At 41.1% G+C, this 17,335-nt stretch carries 16 protein-coding genes; 7 read left to right on the plus strand and 9 right to left on the minus strand.

All coding sequences use genetic code 11. From position 1 onward, the window contains the following. Nucleotides 1-135: 135 nt before the first annotated feature. Entirely contained in the window at nucleotides 136-2,616 is a 2,481-nt protein-coding gene (locus MMU05_RS05925; protein WP_241140753.1) for a DUF5686 and carboxypeptidase-like regulatory domain-containing protein, read from the minus strand. 162 nt (nucleotides 2,617-2,778) lie between these two features. Between MMU05_RS05925 and lhgO the strand changes: the two genes are divergently transcribed. Continuing rightward, nucleotides 2,779-3,990: an L-2-hydroxyglutarate oxidase gene (gene lhgO, locus MMU05_RS05930; RefSeq protein ID WP_241140754.1), complete on the plus strand. Its 1,212-nt coding sequence runs from the start codon at nucleotides 2,779-2,781 to the stop codon at nucleotides 3,988-3,990. Nucleotides 3,991-4,543: 553 nt separating this feature from the next. Here lhgO and MMU05_RS05935 read toward each other — a convergent pair. Continuing rightward, complete coding sequence (locus MMU05_RS05935) at nucleotides 4,544-6,394, minus strand: ChbG/HpnK family deacetylase (protein WP_241140755.1); 1,851 nt, start codon at nucleotides 6,392-6,394, stop codon at nucleotides 4,544-4,546. Nucleotides 6,395-6,722: 328 nt separating this feature from the next. On the opposite strand from MMU05_RS05935, the gene MMU05_RS23020 reads away from it, so the two are divergent. The 3 genes from MMU05_RS23020 (at nucleotide 6,723) to MMU05_RS05945 (ending at nucleotide 7,913) form a co-directional block, all read left to right on the plus strand. Next, nucleotides 6,723-6,854 carry a hypothetical protein gene (locus MMU05_RS23020; protein ID WP_262917641.1) on the plus strand — a complete coding sequence of 44 codons (132 nt, stop codon included), beginning with the start codon at nucleotides 6,723-6,725 and terminating at the stop codon, nucleotides 6,852-6,854. A gap of 167 nt (nucleotides 6,855-7,021) precedes the next feature. Continuing rightward, the gene (locus MMU05_RS05940) at nucleotides 7,022-7,564 is read left to right on the plus strand and encodes a hypothetical protein (protein WP_241140756.1); all 543 of its coding nucleotides are present in this window, start codon (nucleotides 7,022-7,024) and stop codon (nucleotides 7,562-7,564) included. A 4-nt stretch (nucleotides 7,565-7,568) separates the two neighbouring features. After that, nucleotides 7,569-7,913, plus strand: coding sequence for a helix-turn-helix transcriptional regulator (locus MMU05_RS05945; RefSeq protein ID WP_241140757.1), 345 nt, complete (start codon nucleotides 7,569-7,571; stop codon nucleotides 7,911-7,913). A 33-nt stretch (nucleotides 7,914-7,946) separates the two neighbouring features. On the opposite strand, the gene MMU05_RS05950 is transcribed toward MMU05_RS05945, so the two are convergent. Beyond that, nucleotides 7,947-8,918, minus strand: a complete 972-nt coding sequence (locus tag MMU05_RS05950) for a YheT family hydrolase (protein ID WP_241140758.1) — start codon at nucleotides 8,916-8,918, stop codon at nucleotides 7,947-7,949. A gap of 94 nt (nucleotides 8,919-9,012) precedes the next feature. Between MMU05_RS05950 and MMU05_RS05955 the strand changes: the two genes are divergently transcribed. Further along, nucleotides 9,013-10,356, plus strand: coding sequence for an amidohydrolase (locus MMU05_RS05955; RefSeq protein WP_241140759.1), 1,344 nt, complete (start codon nucleotides 9,013-9,015; stop codon nucleotides 10,354-10,356). A gap of 292 nt (nucleotides 10,357-10,648) precedes the next feature. On the opposite strand, the gene MMU05_RS05960 is transcribed toward MMU05_RS05955, so the two are convergent. The 3 genes from MMU05_RS05960 to MMU05_RS05970 are packed head-to-tail and all read right to left on the minus strand — an operon-like array spanning nucleotide 10,649 to nucleotide 12,594. After that, nucleotides 10,649-11,335: a TIGR04283 family arsenosugar biosynthesis glycosyltransferase gene (locus tag MMU05_RS05960; protein ID WP_241140760.1), complete on the minus strand. Its 687-nt coding sequence runs from the start codon at nucleotides 11,333-11,335 to the stop codon at nucleotides 10,649-10,651. Between the two features lie 7 nt (nucleotides 11,336-11,342). After that, nucleotides 11,343-11,936, minus strand: coding sequence for a DUF6134 family protein (locus MMU05_RS05965; protein WP_241140761.1), 594 nt, complete (start codon nucleotides 11,934-11,936; stop codon nucleotides 11,343-11,345). A 58-nt stretch (nucleotides 11,937-11,994) separates the two neighbouring features. Beyond that, nucleotides 11,995-12,594: a TIGR04282 family arsenosugar biosynthesis glycosyltransferase gene (locus tag MMU05_RS05970; protein WP_241140762.1), complete on the minus strand. Its 600-nt coding sequence runs from the start codon at nucleotides 12,592-12,594 to the stop codon at nucleotides 11,995-11,997. Between the two features lie 177 nt (nucleotides 12,595-12,771). On the opposite strand from MMU05_RS05970, the gene MMU05_RS05975 reads away from it, so the two are divergent. Continuing rightward, complete coding sequence (locus tag MMU05_RS05975) at nucleotides 12,772-13,407, plus strand: peroxiredoxin (RefSeq protein ID WP_241140763.1); 636 nt, start codon at nucleotides 12,772-12,774, stop codon at nucleotides 13,405-13,407. Nucleotides 13,408-13,521: 114 nt separating this feature from the next. Further along, nucleotides 13,522-14,598, plus strand: coding sequence for a 3-oxoacyl-ACP synthase III family protein (locus MMU05_RS05980; RefSeq protein ID WP_241140764.1), 1,077 nt, complete (start codon nucleotides 13,522-13,524; stop codon nucleotides 14,596-14,598). Between the two features lie 13 nt (nucleotides 14,599-14,611). Here the strand turns inward: MMU05_RS05980 and MMU05_RS05985 are convergent, their stop codons facing one another. From MMU05_RS05985 to MMU05_RS05995, 3 genes are all read right to left on the minus strand, one after another. Further along, on the minus strand, nucleotides 14,612-15,397 hold the full coding sequence (locus tag MMU05_RS05985; protein ID WP_241140765.1) for a PhzF family phenazine biosynthesis protein: 786 nt from the start codon (nucleotides 15,395-15,397) through the stop codon (nucleotides 14,612-14,614). Nucleotides 15,398-15,557: 160 nt separating this feature from the next. Beyond that, on the minus strand, nucleotides 15,558-16,553 hold the full coding sequence (locus MMU05_RS05990; protein WP_241140766.1) for a bile acid:sodium symporter family protein: 996 nt from the start codon (nucleotides 16,551-16,553) through the stop codon (nucleotides 15,558-15,560). Nucleotides 16,554-16,571: 18 nt separating this feature from the next. Then, nucleotides 16,572-17,318, minus strand: a complete 747-nt coding sequence (locus tag MMU05_RS05995; protein ID WP_241140767.1) for a TrmH family RNA methyltransferase — start codon at nucleotides 17,316-17,318, stop codon at nucleotides 16,572-16,574. Nucleotides 17,319-17,335: the final 17 nt, after the last annotated feature.

Below are 17,335 nucleotides of genomic sequence, written 5' to 3' on the forward strand. Positions count from 1 at the left end.
TATTTCGGTCAAAAGCTTTTTGACAGACTCATCATTGCTTCAATTTATCCTTACTGGAATGATTGCGGATAATCATATTTTCCTATTTATTTTTGAAATCAGCCTATTCAATTCCGATTTCTATTTCAGGCTTTTTTACAGAATAATCTGCGCACTTACTTTAACCCCAAACGAATTTGCACCCGGATTATCCAAATAGGTTAATCTATGGAAAAAATCCACTCGGAAAAACTTGAATATATTTTCAATACCATACCCCACTTCAATGTAAGGCAGATCCTGATCCAATCTTCCAAAAGCAGGAATCGGATTTCCCTCTTCGTCCAGATCCGAGGAATTCGTCAGATTCTTGTCGCTGACGCTTCCCCAAAGTACGTTTCCGTTGGCCACCGCTCTCCATTTGAGTTTCTTGATCAGAGGAATCCAATTCAATCCAAATCCCTCAAAAGAATGTCTGTAACTCAAACTTGCAAACCGGTCACTTGCAAATTCATTGAAATTCATCAGGTTAAATGCAACAGTAGTATAGAATATCGTTTCGTTACCGATATGGTTTTCGAGCAAAGGATATGGTACTGTGCCACGAACAAAACCTGACCTGAGTTCATATCGGGAAACACCGAGTAATCCAAGATTGAGTTTTTGGTAAATACTCATGACATATTTTTGGTAGTTGATATCACCGCCAAGACTATTGAGTCCTTGGGTAAACCTAAAGTCAAAAATCGGCCATTTCACCGGTCCGAGTGAGACCCTATAATTGTCATTGGTAATGTTCACTTCATCCCTGCCATAACGCAATCCCATAGTGACCTGAGCCAAGTCAAATCTGCTTTTGTAATTACCTGTAGTTTCATCATAATAAGAAAAATCAAATGCAGGGTCAAATTCCTTTCTTGTAAATCCGGCAGTCAGGTTAAATCCTTTGAAAACCTCACGCTGTGTAATAAGTCTATAATACTTGGCGTAATAGGGCTTATTCAAAGTCCCAAATCTGGAGGCTGCAAGGAAAATGCTGTTGAGCGAAAGATTCTCAATCTCCAATCCGACCTGATCGATTTCCCTTTGGGTATTGACCTGAATGGTTGTCCATCTTTTTCGGTCTAAAATCTTTGTTCCTGAAAGGAAATACTTGATTTGGTTATCTGCAAATCCGTAAGCAAGATATCCCGAAAGGATGTATTTTTTGCTGAATTTGAAGTTGGTTCGCAATCCTGCACCCAATCTTAAGCCTTCGATATTGTTATAATTGACAAGTCCGGTCCAAGGTCCAAGGTCTACTTTTCCTACAGGCAGAAAACCGGTTCCCAGAAATTTGAGGCCTTCAGAATAGAACCTGATGATGGGAATCCTACTGAGCGTGTCCACCATTTGTCGGGAAACAATTTCTTGGGCAGAAAGTGGTTCAGGTCTTACATTCTGCCAAAATTCCTCTGTTCCCTTGTCAAAATCTTCTTTCAACTGAATGGCTTGAAAATAAAAACTTGGAGGCAAGGGATTGTTTACAGTGAAATTGGTGCCTGAATTATAAAATTTGGCTAGCAATCCAACCGTATTGTCCGTGATTTTGGAGATTTTGATCAATACCCTGGTTTTGGAAGGAAGCAATGGACCGGCGTCGGTTGCGACCAATTCCTGTTGAATTTTGATTCTTTCAATGAAGTTAAGGTTGGCAGATTTGGGAATGGTCAGGTCAACCTGCTTGAGTGCATAATCTTCCTTTTTGATCCAAATGGTCCCCGTAAAAGCCAAATCCTGTTCACGGAGCGGATAGACTTTCAACATGTAGCAAAAGTCCTCTCCTACCATGAGTGAATCCATCAGGTCATAATCATAGAATGTCTTCCAACCGTCTGCTATCGGCGAGACAAATTCCTTTTCCACGATCGTCAGCCAATTCCTGTAAAAATTATACTCTTGAAATGCCGAGCCCGTAATCTGCGAAACCGTTGTTCCGTCTGTAATTCCGACGCCGCTCAGTTTAGAATTTTCGATAATCTCTTTTTTCAAAAGCGGATCTGTCCGGAAATAGAATTTGGAGAATGTTTCTGAAAAGAAAACGGGAAGGATTTTTTTCCCTTCATCATTGGTCAGCTGCTTGATACTGTCCATGACAGCGATCACTTTTTTGACCTGATTTCTTTCCTGAAAAGCCCCTTCTACCTCATCCAGGTCCAGTTCTATTTTGGTATAGTTATCTGATTCGTATGCCGTTAAATTTCTCTTATCAAATTTTTCTTTCGATTCAACGGCTTTTCTGATGATGGCAAAAGCCGGATTTTCCCCTGATTCGAAGACAAATTCCGAAAGGTTAAATGTGGAAGGAAGCAATTGAAAGTTGATAACTATAGATTGGGAATATACAATCGGCTTAGTCTGTGAAACAAAGCCAACATAACTCACCTGAATACTATCCGCCTTGATGGAAGTAGTAATGACATAATTGCCCTCAAAATCTGTGGTAATTCCGACCTGAGTTCCTTTTAATATCACACTTGCAAAAGGTATCGGATCACCCGTTTCGATGTCAGTTACTTTTCCTTTGATGATATTCTGGGCAAGGCTTAGGGTCAAAAATCCAAAAAATAGCAAAACAAATAAAAATACTCTTTTCATAATGGTTTATAGGTACGGCTCCAAACACGCACGTATCGTCGAAAAGTTCTAATAAGCGTTCTTTTTTTGTAAAGGATAAGAATTTGTCCTGCTTTCTTGCAACAAAATTATCCTGTTCAAAAATAAATCCCATCCTTATATTTGTCTGCAACAATATAGAAAATGACATACGATATCATCATCATTGGCGGAGGAATTGTCGGTTTGGCAACAGGTTTGAAAATCAAACAACAAAAACCTTATCTTAAAATCGCCATTCTGGAAAAAGAATCCGAAGTAGCCAAACATCAGACCGGCAATAACAGCGGAGTGATCCATTCGGGTCTTTATTACAAACCGGGATCACTCAAAGCCATCAACTGCATCAACGGCTACCATGAACTGATCAAGTTTTGTGAAGAGGAAAATGTTCCTTTTGAGCTGACCGGAAAAGTCGTTGTCGCTACAAGAGAGGAGCAGATACCGATTCTTAACGGATTATTGGAGCGCGGTCTTCAAAACGGACTTACCGGAACAAGGTCCATTGCCTTGGATGAGTTAAAGGCATACGAACCATACTGTGCGGGAGTGGCTGCCATCCATGTTCCCCAAACCGGAATTGTTGATTATAAAGTGGTTGCAAAGGCTTATGCCGCAAAATTTGAATCTGTGGGTGGGGAGATTTTTTTAGAGCATAAAGTAAATCAAATCAAGGTATTAAATGGTGTTTCATATATCAAAACAGCCTATCATGAATTCTCCTGTAAATTGGTCATCAATTGCGCAGGCCTTTATTCAGACAAAGTGGCTCAAATGAACCAAGAAGAAGAGATTGATGTCAAGATCATTCCATTCAGGGGAGAATATTACAAAATCAAAAAAGAAAGAGAATACCTGGTCAAAAACCTGATCTATCCTGTTCCGGACCCAAATTTTCCATTTTTAGGAGTTCATTTTACACGAATGATGAAAGGTGGCGTCGAAGCAGGACCAAATGCTGTTTTGGCATTCAAAAGGGAAGGATATAAGCGAACTGACATCAACTTCTCAGAGCTTGCCGAAACCTTATCCTGGCCGGGATTCCAAAAAGTGGCGGCAAAATACTGGAAAACTGGAATGGGCGAAATTTACCGCTCTTTTTCCAAAGCCGCTTTTACCAAAGCATTGCAGGAACTGATTCCCGATATCAATGAATCTGACTTGGTCGATGGTGGCGCCGGTGTGCGTGCCCAAGCCTGCGACCGTACAGGTGGATTATTGGATGATTTCAGTATCAGGGAAAATGAATTTGCGATCAATGTCCTGAACGCCCCCTCTCCTGCTGCGACAAGTTCTTTGTCCATCGGCGGAACAGTCTGCGAATTGGCTTTGAAGAGGTTTGGGAGGTCTGGATGACAGATGACCGATGACGGATGTTTGACCAAATTGCAGGTGCAGTCACTTTGAACATAGTGAAGTGTCTTTATTAAGGAAGATTCTTCATCTCTGCTTTTTCATCTCCGCTTGTTCATCTCTGCTTGCGGAGGTTACCAAAGACAGAATTGGAATTTTCCCCTTCGACAGGCTCAGGGATCGGAGATTCGGTGCTTGGAGGGGGAGGAGGAAAAAGCGGCGCCGCTTTTTCCTCCTCCCCCTCTCTCAAGAACAACCTCGGTGGCCGAGCTTGCCGAGGCCGAAATAAAATAGTTTCAATGTCATTCCTTTTCTGAATGTTTTTTTGAAAATGTTAAACACTAAAAATGACGTGAATCTCTTTGTCGTCACATTGAACGTAGTGAAGTGTCTCCTTATACTGAGATCTTTCATCCTCGTACCTCGGATTCAAGATGACGCAACACCATACGTCATTTCTTTTGTGAAGATTTTAAAATTTTGAGGACTCAGAATGACGGTCCTCCAAGGTCTTCCCTTTTCTATTTTTTCCAATTTGAACACATAGAATGGCAACCTACTTCAAAGCAGGCAACAAATGTTTCCAGATCAGATTGATTTCACCCTGCATGTCCTGAATGTTTGCAGTGGCGACAATGACTGCATCGTGTTCAGGTAGAACCAATACAAACTGACCATTTGCCCCATCTGCGCGGTAGGAATTGTGGCGGCTTCTCCATAATTGGTAACCATATCCCTGAAGCCAATCACTGTCTTTGGCCTTTACTTTGAGGTTTTCTCTTTTGACTCCTGCAGGAAGCGAAGAAACTTGGGCAGTGCTTGCCTCTTCTATCCAAGCTTCTGAAAGCAGCTGTTTGCCGTTCCATTTTCCTTTTTGGAGATAAAACTGTCCGAGTTTTGCCAGATCTTCCGTTTTCAGATGAAGTCCCCAACCACCGACAGGAATTCCCTGTGGACTTTCCTCCCACCTTGCTGCAACTATTCCAAGCGGCCTGAACAATCTCGGTTGCAAATAATCAATGACACGTTCTCCGGTTACTTGCTGCAAAATTGCTGAAAGCATGTATGTCGCCACACTATTGTAAACATATTGAGTTCCCGGTTTATGTTCTACAGGTGTTGCCAAAAAAGCAGTCACCCAATCATTCTCTTTATCGGCACGGATAGCACGGGTAGGATCTGTATCATGTCCGGCCGTCATGGTCAGCAAATGCCTGATTTCCATATCTCGCAGGTTTTCACTCACCTCCGTTTGGAGTTTGTCTGGAAAGAAAGAAATGACTTTGTCGCTGACTTTCAGCTTTCCTTCTTGAACAGCAAATCCAATTGCCGTTGAAGTGAAAGTTTTGCTGACTGAATGGAGGACATGGGGTTTGTTGGAAGCATTCTCCCCAAACCAATATTCCGCGACAACTTTGCCATGCCGAACAATCATCAAACTGTGTAGCTCCTGACCACTAGCTTTTACTGCTTCGAGATAATTGGCAATATTTTTTGGATTGACTTTTTCTACTTCTGCTGCACTTCTGGGTAATCCTTTAACCAAAGAGGGGAAATTTACTAATTCAATTCCCTTTTCGGAAATGGCTTTCTTTACCTTTTCGCTTGTCCAGGTATCTGTCACTCCCTGCCGGTCCACGCCAACTTCTTCGTAGCCAATATGTCCTACGCCTTGCATTTCAATATTGTCGTAGGCAGGATGGTCCACAAACATATAACTCTTGCCATGCTCAAGTTTGTCCAGCATGCGGAGAAATGCCGTTTCTTTTTCTGCCGAGGTAGTTTTTGCGCCATCATAAGAAACTCCCGAAATTCCCAATCCCTGCATTACTGATCTTCCCATCACAGGCAGGTCAAATTCCGCAGACAATCGGTCCACCATTTCCACCACTTTGGGATCAAAACCTGTCGAACCCATATGCCCTGAGAGGTGGCTGATCTGGGGAACATGCTTCAATGCAAACTCAATCTGTGCCCTAAATTCCCGTTCAATTTCTTCCAGATTCCATTTGTTTTCGGTAATTGCCAAGCCTGGATAGTTCTTGTTTGGCCCCATCATCGGGAAAAAATAGCCGTTATCGTCCACCAGACTTGGACAATTTGTCAACGGTCTCCATTTGATATTGTCCCATTCGCTGGTGATGACAAGATGAAGCCCCACATCGATTCCGGTATGTTTTCGGAGCATTTGGGCAGCTTCCGGAAACCATGGAATGACGACCATCAGCTCTATGGAAGTCTCAATGCCATTTTCATAAGTTTCAATACTCGCCAGGTTGGCCGATCGAGACGAACCCATGTCATCTCCCCGCACAATCAGCTTTGGCCCCTGGATTTGCTGTGCTGAAACGGATAGGGAAAAAAGTAGCAGCAGCCCTAGAGCCGAGAGTTTTTTGAAAGTATTCATATCTGAAATTTTTTTTTGGATTAAATAGGTTAATTGCTTCTTAATTCTTGATTCAACTCTTTTTGCAGGCAGTCAATGTACAATCCGAAAATACAGCCGAAATAAGAAAGAATTATTACCGCCCAAAGCATTTGCAAGAACAAGTATATATTTAATAGGCAGTCAGGAATCTAATGGTTGAACTTTCCAAATCTGAAGTAAGAATTATAAAAAACTGATCTATTAATAAATCCACAACAGATTTTATTCATATTCCAATAATTAAGTTTTCTTTTCAACTTCAAACTAATATATTTAAGGATCCATTTGCTCATTTATTTTTTTCCCAATGCATAAAAAAAGCCTCACTGAACGCGATATCTGTACCAAATTTATCACTCCTGCATTGATTAAAGCAGGTTGGGATATCCAAAAGCAGGTCCGGGAGGAAGTGTTTTTTACGGAGAAAAACAAGAAATAGAAACCCATCAAACCACTCAAGAACAATGGATGCAGAGTTGTTTGAAGGGGGTGGTGGAGACTAAGGCTTCTGATGAATTTCATTTGAATATTGCTGCAGAACCCGCCTCAAAGTATGGAAATAAATAAGTGCATATGAACCAAATTGTAAACTTATAGGTTGACATTATGAAAATTGTCAGTATATTTGAGCGTTCCAAAGATTGTCTTTATGCAGTAATGTATGAGGGCAGTGATCAGGATGCGCTTAAAATACTGCAGGAAAAATGGGCTGATCCGGAGGATTTGCGTACATTTTTCAAACAATTCAAACGAGACTACGAAGCGTATTATGGAAAAGCAACTCTTAGCCAAATCGTCGAGAAAGCAATTGAAGATGCAGATGCTTTATTTGAAACTCTATTCAAATTGGCCGAAGATGAATCAGGAAAACATCTAAGCGAATTTTTTAAACCATTACACAACAAGGAAGCTGGAACAGCTTATGAACTACAACAACTTAAAGCTTACGGTACACTCAGTAATTCATTCCTGAGAATTTACGCCATTCGTTATGGCAATTCGTTTGTCATTACAGGTGGAGCGATCAAGTTGACCGATCAGATGAAGGATCGGAAGCACACGAAGGAAGAGTTTTATAAGCTTGAAATAGTAAGAGATTACTTGCAAGAGAAAGGTGAAAAAGGAGAGTTCGTTTACCTAGACATTTAAACCCATGAGCAATACAGAAGAAAGATTAAAAAAACTAGCGGCTGATAATCCTGTTTCCGGCTGGAAGGAAACGGTTGCTTTTAGAAAAGAAAATAAAGCTTGGCTCAAAAAGTCAACCCGAATTTCTCTACGTATTTTGGATGCTCTTGAAGAAAAGGGTTGGAATCAAACAGACCTTGCCAAAGCCTTAGATGTCACCAGACAGCAAGTCAGCAAACTTGTAAAAGGGGGAAATGATTTCAAGCTTTCAACGATAACCAAGCTTGAAGAGGTCCTTGAGATACAATTGATGGCTATTTTGACTGAAAACGAACAAATAGTTGACAAAGAAACAATTCTAGAAAAGTAAATAAATTTAGAATTTCTTCAACATTTTTTATTCTTACCCCACCGGCAAATTCAAAAACTCCAAAAACCTATACTCCGCCCATGTAAATTCCTGACCCGGAACCAAAAATCCGGTGTGCCCTCCCCTATTTGGCATTTCAAGAAAAATATGGGGATGTGTTTCGGCAAGCTTGACGGGAAAGCAGCGGTCCATGATCAGCGGGTCATTGAGCGCATTGATGATCAAAGTCGGGATCTGGATATGTTCCATCCAATTGTCGGCGCTGACGCTACGGTAAAAATCCTGCGCATCCCTGAATCCATGCACTTTGGCGGTAAAGTGAGTATCGAATGTGTCAAAGTCTTTGACTGATTTTAGCAAATCCAAATCTACCAATCCCGGAAACTGTTCCCCCTTAACCTGCATTTTAGCTTTCAGCTTGCCGAGAAACCTGTTTTTATAAAATGCATTTCTCTTTTCTCTCAATGTTGCTGCCGAATCAGGCAGGTTGCAGGGAGTGGAATAAACGGCGGCTCTCTTGATTTTTGAATTGAGGTCAAGTCCATTTTCTCCCAAATATTTTAAAGTCTGTGCTCCCCCCATACTGATTCCTGCCAGATAATAGGATTCGTAAGTATGGGATTTTTCGACATGGTCAATGACAGTTTTCAGATCGTAGGAAGCTCCGTGATGGTACAAGATCGGTCCCTTGTTCATTTCTCCTCCACAGGATCTGTTATTCCAAGCCAAGGCATCAAAACCGTGTTGGTTGAATAATTTGGCCAATCCCATCGCATAATGCCTGTCCGAACTGCCTTCCAAGCCATGTGAAATGATGAGGAGTTTTTTGCTTCCGATTATTGACCAATCAATGTTCAAAAAATCCCCGTCAGGAGTATTGATCTTTTCCCTTGAATATTGGATCCCTTGAATTTTTCTAAAAATACTGGGTATGATCGTTTCCAAATGCCCGTTGAAAAGGAATTTGGGAGGTTTACCATAGGTGGACTTTCCAATCAAAGGCATAAAAAAGGAGAAATCAGTTTGGCGAAAATAAAAACATATCCACAAAACAGGGAATTATTTGTTTTATTTGGTTAACAAAAATAAATCAATCACAATGAAATTGATCAAAAATACCTTATTCCTTCTGATTATGTCCTTCTTCATTACCGATATTTTGCCGGCACAGTCTGTTGATGCTTACATTGACGGGATCTATCCCGAACTCGATGGGCTTTATAAACACCTGCACCAAAACCCTGAACTTTCCCTTCAGGAAAAAGAAACTTCTGCGCGCATTGCAAAGGAACTCAAAGCCATAGGCTATGAAGTGACCGAAAATGTGGGCGGGTATGGTGTTGTCGGAGTGTTCAAAAACGGACCCGGACCTGTATTGCTTATCCGCTCGGATATGGATGCTTTGCCTATGGAAGAAAAAACAGGGCTGCCTTATGCTTCGGTAAAAAAAGGGATCAGCAATGACGGAAAGGATACTTTCATCGCCCATTCCTGTGGACATGATATCCACATGACGGTATTTATCGGAACAGCCAAGATGATGATGAAATACAAAAACTCCTGGAGAGGAACCTTGCTGATGGTCGGTCAACCTTCAGAAGAAAACGGAATGGGTGCCTGGAATATGATGAATGATGGGCTCTACAAAAGATTCCCCCATCCCGATTTTGCCATTGCCCTGCATGATGACCCATTTCTTCCCGCTGGAAAACTTGGCTATAAAGAAGGTGCGCTGATGGCAGGTGTCGATATGATGAATGTGACTGTAAACGGAGTCGGTGCACATGGGGCTGCACCGCATACAGGAATTGATCCAATCGTATTGAGTGCACAGATGATTCAGGCTTATCAAACCATCGTCAGCAGGAGAATCGCCCCGATGGAACCTGCGGTGGTTACAGTAGGGTCTATTCATGGAGGTTCGGTCCATAACATAATTCCTGACCAAGTGATCATGCAACTCACTCTGAGGTCCTATTCCATGGATGTCAGGGAAGAAATGATTTCGAGTGTCAAACGCATCAGTGAGAACCTTGCAAGGGCTGCAGGAGTACCCGAAAACAAAATGCCGACATATTGGATCAGAAACCCACATACACCGGCACTAATCAATGACGCAAATCTGACCAAACAAATGGTGGAGGTTTTCAAAAAGAATATCGGTGAGGACAACGTAAAAGAAGTTAAAGCACAAATGATCGGTGAAGATTTCAGCAGGTTTGGTATGCAGGAAAGAAACATTCCGATCACCATGTTTTACTTGGGAGCAAGTGATCCAAAATTCCTTGAGGAAGCAAAAGAAAAGGGATTGGAAATTCCGGGATTACACAGCCCCTATTTTGCACCACTACCCGAACCCACCATCAAGACCGGAATCAAAGCCATGAGTTTGTTTGCGATGGATATCTTGAAAAATCAGGATGTGATGATGGAGAAAAAGTGAGATGACCAAGGTTTGGTTTGTGAAGACACAAACCATGGCGTGAAAAAGTAAGCTGATTCTAAGTTTGGTTTGTGAAGACACAAAAAATGGCGTCAAATGAGCTAAGTTTGGTTGGTAAAGGCACAAACCATGGCGCAAAAGGAGCTTTAAAGAAATAAGTTAACATACAGATACCATAAGTTCATAATACCTTAACCAAGGTGAAAATTTGATGACATACCTTTGCATTAGTAAGTTCTCTTCATAGGTATTGATGATATTTTAAACGGAACGGCACTGCTGTTCCGTTTTCTTATTTTAACAGTCTTGAATAGAGAGTCTTCAATTTTGTTGGGGGATGATGGAGGAAAAAAAGCCCAAAAACTATCATATTGGCAATTTGTACCCTCAGCCATGAATTGTTTTCGTATTTGCGGGCAGAGACCAAAATCCTTTTTGGGATAACCTTAAACCCGTACTTCTTTTTTATCCGACGCACCAATTCGAAGTCTTCCATTAGACAAAACTTCTCATCAAACCCTCCCAATTCCAAAAAGACATCTTTCCGAATGAACAATGTCTGATCGCCTCCACCAGAAAACAACCCGTTAAATTGGGTAAACCAAGAATTGATCCGGAGCATCTTTTTGTTTGAATAAAAATTGTATGCAAAACAGCCGGTCTGAAAACCCTCATTCAAACTTAACATGATATCTTCATAAAAGGATGGCAAGATCCTCACATCGGCATGGACAAAGTAAAAAATATCTCCATTAGACTCTTTCGCGCCCATATTCATCTGCGCTGCCCTACTTTGGATGCCGCAGGTCAAAAACCTGAATCCGGCCTTTTCTACCACTTCTTTGGTCCCGTCAGTGCTTCCTCCATCCGCAACAATCACTTCCTGTTGTTCCCGATTTTTTACTTTTCGAAAAAAAGGCAAAAGTTCTTTTAGATTTTCTGCTTCGTTCAATACAGGAATGATGATACTAATTTTCATAGGGGCATTATGGAGTTTTCCTTTTCACCACAAAGTTCTTGATCGGAAACTCCATCACCGCTTTGTCTAGCTTGCCATTGACATAGTAAAACCTGTTTTTGTTGCCGTTGACATTGACTTCATAATGGTCCTTGTACTTTGTCACCGGAGAAACCAATCCATATCCTTCGGCAAAAAATTCTTTCACGTTTTTGGGTTCTTCAAAATAAAAGGAGGCAGAACTGAAAAACAGTTTCTTTCTGACTTCTGTATCCAACTCATATTTATAATTGCGGGAATTGACCTTGTAATGGTCATTGACCCAAGTAATGAGCGATCGGAAATTTCCTTTATTGGTTTTGGAATTGACTTCACTTTTGATAAAATGGGTTCCTTTAAAAATAGAAACTGTGTGGTAATCAAGCTCAATTTTGCCAAAAAACCAGAAACCAACTTTACTTCTGATATCGATTTGGGAATTTTCTCCGGAGATTTTTCGTGTAGCTGTCATCTCTCCGATAGATATTCCTGCAATGGAAATGTCATACTCTTGGAAGTCTTGGGCAAGCAAACCCAAGGGAAGAAAAAACACCAATAAGCATATTTTGTAGAGGTTTTTCATTTTCATATAGCTTCTGACCATGCCAAATTCCAAAATAAAAACGACATCTAGAAATGGTTTATTTGGGGAAAATTGCGATCAGATCCTCTTCCGTATCTATGTCACGGAGTGTTTTCATCAATTCGTAACTTATTTGGTCACGGTTTAGTATTTCTAAGGTCCTTTTTGACACTTCTGATGAACTCCATGGGATATTCTGAAAAAGGGCTCCATAAAATTGGCACATTCCGAGTAAATAATATCCTCCATCCAATGCAGGTCCAATACAGACTTCTTTCTTTTCCAAAGCCTGGAAAGCATCCTTTATGTCAGCGGTTCTGATTTCGGGACAGTCCGTGCCTATAATAATTATTCTTTTGTAGCCTTTCTGAAAGAGCGACAGGAAGGCATTTGACATTCTTTCTCCCAAGTCCACGCCTAATTGTACTTCTTCAAAATCAGGCTTGAATTGGCCAAATGAATTTTCTTCAATAAAGTCCGAATAGAAAATGGAAATATCTACGTTTTCCAGTTTTTCGATTTGCCTGTAGGTATGCAAAAGCAATGACTGGTAGATTTCCAAGGCTTTTTTTTCACCGATGGTTGCGGCAAGTCTAGATTTCACTTTTCCCAGAACTGCGTTTTTTTGAAAAACAATCAGGGCATTTTCATTTCTCATACTTTTTTGAATTCGAGGCAAACTATCAAGATAAACCGAATTTCATTCATTTTTTTTTCTGAAGTGCTTTATATAATAGGCTCAAACAAACAGAATACTTTTTCCAAACCTTGAACTTTTGATGGAAGTAAAGAGTTATTTACCTATCATTTCTATAGACTTTAAATAAAAATAACCATGTCACTAAGATTAGGAGATTTAGCACCGAATTTTGTCGCCGAGACGACGGAAGGAAAAATTGATTTTCATGAATATTTAGGCGATGGATGGGGAGTTTTATTCTCACATCCAGCTGACTATACGCCTGTGTGTACCACAGAATTGGGTGCTGTTGCGAAGTTGAAATCTGAATTCGAAAAAAGAAATGTCAAAGTAATGGCACTCAGTGTGGATGGATTGGTTGACCATGCAGCATGGATCAAAGACATCAACGAAACCCAACATACGACAGTTAATTTTCCTTTGATCGCTGATAAAGACAGACATGTATCAGAATTGTATGACATGATCCATCCCAATGCGAATGAAAATTTTACAGTACGATCGGTATTTGTGGTCGGACCGGACAAAAAAATAAAGCTGATCATCACATATCCTGCCAGTACCGGAAGAAATTTTGATGAATTGCTCAGGGTAATTGATTCATTACAATTGACAGCCAAGTATTCTGTTGCCACTCCGGCCAACTGGAAAAACGGCGAAGATGTGGTCATCACACCTGCTATAAAAGATGAAGATATCCCTGCCAGGTTCCCGAAAGGACATACAAGAATAAAATCTTATTTAAGAACTACCCCACAACCAAATATTTGAACCTAGATTAAGAAAGCTCCGCGAAAACGGAGCTTTTTCTTTGTCCGTTTTTGATTTAATTAATTTTTTTATTGCTTAATTGGAACTTGAATCCAATAGCCAAACATCGCCACCATGTCTATCTATACTGTCATTATTGGTTCGGGGTCTTATCTGCCGGAAATCGTTATAAAGAACGAAGATTTTTTAAAAAATGATTTTCTTGATGCCACAGGAAAGAAAATCCCAAAGGACAATGCGGCAATCATCCAGAAGTTTCAGGATATCACTGAAATCGAGGAAAGAAGGTATCTGACACCTGAAATGAATACTTCAGACATGGCTTTCATTGCTTCTCAAAGAGCGATTGAGGCTTCAGGAATAGATCCTGAGACATTGGATTACATCATTGTTGCCCAAAATTTTGGTGAAATCAGACACGACAATAAAAAAACGGATATGGTCCCGACCATAGCGACCAGGGTCAAACATTTGCTCATGATTCAAAACCCGGACTGCGTGGCGTACGATTTGCCTTTTGGCTGTCCGGGATGGGTACAGGGTGTGATCCAGGCCGATTATTTTTTCAAGTCAGGGGACGCAAAACGTGCTTTGATCATTGGTGCTGAAAACTTATCAAGGATTATAGATCCTCATGACATCGATACCATGATTTATTCAGATGGTGCCGGCGCAGTGGTTATTGAGGGAATTGAAAGTGAAAAACCTGTCGGAATCATTGCCCATAAGACAAGAACAGATACCCTTACACAAGCGCACTACCTGAAAATGGATGTGTCCTACAATCCAGATTTTAAGGATGATACACTATTTCTCAAAATGAATGGTCGAAAGCTTTATGAATACGCATTGAATACAGTTCCGGTATTGGTCAAACAGGTAATCGAAAAAGCAGGGTTGGGAATTGACGATATCGACAAGGTTTTGATCCATCAGGCCAATGCAAAAATGGACCACGCCATTCTCGAAAGGACCTTTAAGCTGTTTGGAAAAGAGGAAATGCCTGAGGAGATCATGCCAATGATCATCTCAAAAATGGGGAATAATTCAGTGGCAACAGTTCCTATTCTTTATGATATGATTGTAAGAAATCAACTGCCTGAACACCAATTCCATCCCGGAGACATTATGGTTTTTGCTTCAGTAGGTGCCGGAATGAATGTCAATGCATTTGTTTACATCCAGCCATGAGCTTTTTCCAGCCTTAGATAAAAATCCTTCCGATCAGGTAAGTAACCGCATTTCCCGTCAGAATCACCCTCTCTCCTAGCAACCTACAGCCGATTTTCCCTTCTCTAGGCGAAACCTGAACGGCGGTCAATTCGTCTTTTCCAAGCTTCTGTGACCAAATCGGTGTCAGACTGGTATGAGCAGAACCGGTGACGGGATCCTCAGGAACACCTACCTGCGGCCCAAAAAAGCGGGAAACAAAATCCACTTCAATTCCCTTAGCCGTGACAATCACACCCCGGACAGGCAATTCAGCAATACGAGCAAGATCAAAATTTAGGTTTCTGATTTGGCTTTCATTTTCAAAAATCAAGATGTAATCCGTTTTCCCCTTAAATGCCAGAATCGGTTTTGGATTAAAGGGTTTTGTCAATTGCTCTGTCAGTTCGATCTCTTGGATCTGATCAAGGGGAAAGTCCATTACGAGTTGGCTTCCCTCCTGTTTCACCTTCAAAATCCCTGACCTTGGTGACAAGAAAGAAATTTCTGATCCCTGAAAACCTTCATGTTCAAAAAGTACATGTGCTGTAGCAAGGGTGGCGTGACCACAAAGATCGACTTCCGTTCCCGGAGTAAACCACCTCAAAACAATATTTTTCTCCTCTCGGACATAGAAAGCAGTTTCCGAAAGGTTATTTTCCAAAGCAATTTTTTGAAGAATTTCATCCTCCAACCATTCGGTCAATGGGACGACTGCAGCGGGATTACCTCCAAAAACCTTTTCTGAAAATGCGTCAACTTGGTAGATTTTGAGTTCCATGGGGTAGAATGGTTGTAGTGGTTGTAATTGTTAAAATGGTTGTAATTGTTGTAATGGTTGTATTGGTTTGAGATTTAGAGGATACTGAGATTGATTACTGCCTACTGAGACTGATTACTGCGATTTATCTCTGAAATCTGCCTATTTAGACTGCCTAGTGCTACTGACCACTGCTCTTGACATCTCCCAACTTTTGAGCTATAGCTGAACCGACCATCAGCTGCAGCGCGTGGTAAACCATCAGCGGCAATAGCATCACACCAAACACCACAGGATCCGGAAACATTACCCTTCCCATCACGGCTCCCTGTACCAATGACTTTTTACTTCCGCAGAAAATCACGGTGATCATATCTTCTCTTGAAAATTTCAGTGCTTTGGACAAAAGGTACATCAATCCCATCATCAGGAGGAAAAACACCAACATCAAAACACCGAGTAAAATCAATTGTCCCGCAGTATGACCATCAAACATATTCTCTGAAAACGAATCAGCAAAGGCTGTGAAGATGATAAGTAGAATGATCGCTTGGTCAAAATTCTTCAAAGCTGTTTGGTGTTTATTGACATACTTCACCAAATACTTGTGTACAAATAAGCCCAAGATCACAGGAACCAACACCTGAAAACTCAATTTGATGATGGTATCCGTCAGGTCAAAATCCACTGCAGTTTCCGGTAACATCAGGTCCATCCAAAGCGGCGTGATAAAAATTCCCACCATACTTGAGATACTCGCATTGAATATTGCTGCAGGAAGGTTACCACCCGCAATCGAAACCATCACCACGGAGGAAGAAACGGTAGAAGGTAAAGCAGCTAGATAGAATGTCCCGATCCAGAAAAGGTTTGCTTCGTCACCCCAGACTGCGTAAAGCAACAAGACAACCAATGGGAAGATCAGGAAAGTCGTTGATTGGACCAGAATATGAAGCTTCCAGTTGGACAATCCCTGTTTGAGTTTCTCTGGACTTAACTTGACTCCGTAAAAAAAGAAGATGACCGATATACCGATTCCCGTAATGGCTTTCAAAGGCAAAGGACTTGCATCGGATCCCCATTCAGGAAAGGCTTTGGCCAGAAAAATCATCCCTACAAGAAGGAAAAAGAAGGTATTCAGTCCTACACGGTTAAGGTTTTCCCTAAGTTTGGCCATTGGAATGATAGTTTGATGCTATTGGGTGCTCCTCTTGATGTTGTCACAAATAATGGCTGTGGCCACCGCTACATTCAATGATTCTGCATGGCCAAATCTCGGGATGGTGATTTTGCGGTTTACCAGGGGCTCAAGTTCTTTGGAGATTCCATTGGATTCATTGCCCATCAGAATAATCCCTCCGCTACCAAATTTGGTTTCATAGATAGAATCTCCATTTAGAAATGCCCCATAGACCGGAAGTCCTATTTTTTTCAGTTCACTGTGCAAATCTGTATAGAAAATCTTGACCCTTGTAAAACTCCCCATGCTTGCATGAAGGACTTTAGGATTGTAAAATTCTGCAGATTCATCGCTTAATAACAGTTTTTGGATGCCATACCAATCAGCAATCCTGATGATTGTTCCAAGGTTTCCCGGATCTTTGACATCATCCAAGGCGATTGCCCATTCTTCTGTAGACAAACCGATCGGAATATTGGGTTTGATTTTGGCAACCGCAAGTGCTGCATCGTTGCTTTGGAATGAGCCTACTGATTCGAGGGTAGATTGGCTGACTTCAAAAACAGCTGCATGTAGTCGTTTGAGAAGTTTAGCATGTTCATTTCCAAATTGTTGGGTGCACAAAACATGGCTCACTTCATAATCTGAAAGAAGCAATTCCGTTACATTTTTACTTCCTTCTACAAAAAATGATTGCTCCTCTTTTCGGAATTTTTTCTGTTGCAAGGATTTAATAAACTTAAGCGTATTTTTGCTCAACATTCGGTCAATTGCCTAAT

The organism is Cognataquiflexum rubidum (assembly GCF_022538115.1).
GTDB classification, from domain to species: domain Bacteria; phylum Bacteroidota; class Bacteroidia; order Cytophagales; family Cyclobacteriaceae; genus Cognataquiflexum; species Cognataquiflexum rubidum.

What these genes read in the sequence shown, in the direction of transcription:
- MMU05_RS05975 (WP_241140763.1), top strand. Translation starts at nt 12,772, where the DNA reads ATGTCACTAAGATTAGGAGATTTAGCACCGAATTTTGTCGCCGAGACG.
- MMU05_RS05970 (WP_241140762.1), bottom strand. Translation starts at nt 12,594, where the DNA reads ATGAGAAATGAAAATGCCCTGATTGTTTTTCAAAAAAACGCAGTTCTG.
- MMU05_RS05935 (WP_241140755.1), bottom strand. Translation starts at nt 6,394, where the DNA reads ATGAATACTTTCAAAAAACTCTCGGCTCTAGGGCTGCTGCTACTTTTT.
- MMU05_RS05955 (WP_241140759.1), top strand. Translation starts at nt 9,013, where the DNA reads ATGAAATTGATCAAAAATACCTTATTCCTTCTGATTATGTCCTTCTTC.
- MMU05_RS05980 (WP_241140764.1), top strand. Translation starts at nt 13,522, where the DNA reads ATGTCTATCTATACTGTCATTATTGGTTCGGGGTCTTATCTGCCGGAA.
- MMU05_RS05965 (WP_241140761.1), bottom strand. Translation starts at nt 11,936, where the DNA reads ATGAAAAACCTCTACAAAATATGCTTATTGGTGTTTTTTCTTCCCTTG.
- MMU05_RS05990 (WP_241140766.1), bottom strand. Translation starts at nt 16,553, where the DNA reads ATGGCCAAACTTAGGGAAAACCTTAACCGTGTAGGACTGAATACCTTC.
- MMU05_RS05925 (WP_241140753.1), bottom strand. Translation starts at nt 2,616, where the DNA reads ATGAAAAGAGTATTTTTATTTGTTTTGCTATTTTTTGGATTTTTGACC.
- MMU05_RS05960 (WP_241140760.1), bottom strand. Translation starts at nt 11,335, where the DNA reads ATGAAAATTAGTATCATCATTCCTGTATTGAACGAAGCAGAAAATCTA.
- MMU05_RS05945 (WP_241140757.1), top strand. Translation starts at nt 7,569, where the DNA reads ATGAGCAATACAGAAGAAAGATTAAAAAAACTAGCGGCTGATAATCCT.
- MMU05_RS05940 (WP_241140756.1), top strand. Translation starts at nt 7,022, where the DNA reads ATGAAAATTGTCAGTATATTTGAGCGTTCCAAAGATTGTCTTTATGCA.
- MMU05_RS05995 (WP_241140767.1), bottom strand. Translation starts at nt 17,318, where the DNA reads ATGTTGAGCAAAAATACGCTTAAGTTTATTAAATCCTTGCAACAGAAA.
- MMU05_RS23020 (WP_262917641.1), top strand. Translation starts at nt 6,723, where the DNA reads ATGCATAAAAAAAGCCTCACTGAACGCGATATCTGTACCAAATTTATC.
- lhgO (WP_241140754.1), top strand. Translation starts at nt 2,779, where the DNA reads ATGACATACGATATCATCATCATTGGCGGAGGAATTGTCGGTTTGGCA.
- MMU05_RS05985 (WP_241140765.1), bottom strand. Translation starts at nt 15,397, where the DNA reads ATGGAACTCAAAATCTACCAAGTTGACGCATTTTCAGAAAAGGTTTTT.
- MMU05_RS05950 (WP_241140758.1), bottom strand. Translation starts at nt 8,918, where the DNA reads ATGCCTTTGATTGGAAAGTCCACCTATGGTAAACCTCCCAAATTCCTT.